The sequence below is a fragment of the uncultured Duncaniella sp. genome (genome assembly GCF_910578445.1).
Classification (GTDB): domain Bacteria; phylum Bacteroidota; class Bacteroidia; order Bacteroidales; family Muribaculaceae; genus Duncaniella.
In genome coordinates, this window is the sequence record NZ_CAJTQC010000067.1 from 1 (window position 1) to 884 (window position 884).

Annotated in this window: 2 protein-coding genes; both read right to left on the minus strand. The window is 39.5% G+C overall.

Annotation, left to right across the window (positions count from 1 at the left end):
• A partial coding sequence (locus tag QZ311_RS12310) for a GNAT family N-acetyltransferase (RefSeq protein WP_297068511.1) occupies positions 1 to 247 on the minus strand: 247 nt, incomplete at its 3' end.
• Complete coding sequence (locus tag QZ311_RS12315; RefSeq protein WP_297068513.1) at positions 247 to 657, minus strand: hypothetical protein; 411 nt, start codon at positions 655 to 657, stop codon at positions 247 to 249. The genes QZ311_RS12310 and QZ311_RS12315, both read right to left, overlap by 1 nt.
• Positions 658 to 884: the final 227 nt, after the last annotated feature.

The following is an 884-nucleotide window of genomic DNA, read 5'->3' on the forward strand; positions in this document are numbered from 1 at the left end:
CAATCTCATGCAGTCCAACATATCCGATAAATTCACATGTGGATTTTATTTCCACAGCATATAATCCCCAGCCTTTAGAGTCAAACTCATTCTGAATACGATTGTAGAAAGCCTCTGTCTCAGCATCACTCAGTGTTGCCGGGAAGCAGCGCATTACACGTGAATCCTTGTTCATCTTGGCGAACAAAGGTAAATCCCCCTGCTTCCACGAGCGAAGAATCAATCGGCCTGTTTCGATGTAGTTCATTATTTCTCAAATTGAGATTCGATATAAGCAAACAGCTCAGGATTATTACACATCGGATGTTGAAGACTTTTACCTCCTTTGAAGCCATGTAATTTCAAAACTGATTCATCAAGTTTCTCTCCTGTATATTCCTCTATCGCCTTTAATCTCCAAGTCATGTGCATTGGCGGAGTTTCAATCCAATAATTGCCGTCAGCACGCAGTTCCTCAGCGACAACTTCTGTCTTATAAATAAACTTACGCTCCTTAGAACTGAAGACATACACAATGTCACCTACCGCAAAATTGTTTTGTTCACGTTTCCAACTGATAAATCCTGTTTCTTTCAGTGAAGCATAATGATTGCATCGTGAAGCATTAGCATATACCAGCCATTGTTTGGCTGCTCTTTTGTTGTTATTCTTTCTCATACTGCAAATTTACTAATTTTTAACGACTGTTCATTCGAGATTATTGCGCGGCTGGAGGATTGGTCATCTTAACCTAGAAATCACTTCAAATTCCACTCAATCACCATACAATTTTTATGTGAGTAATTTATGCTGATACTCAATTAATTACAAGCCACCACGTAGTTATCTGCGGTTATTTCAAGGTGTCCGTATGACACTGACAACTCACTTTCAATCAGTGCGGT

Bases quoted from the DNA above. Each gene is read 5' to 3' on its own strand.
- QZ311_RS12315 (WP_297068513.1), bottom strand. From the start codon at position 657: ATGAGAAAGAATAACAACAAAAGAGCAGCCAAACAATGGCTGGTATAT.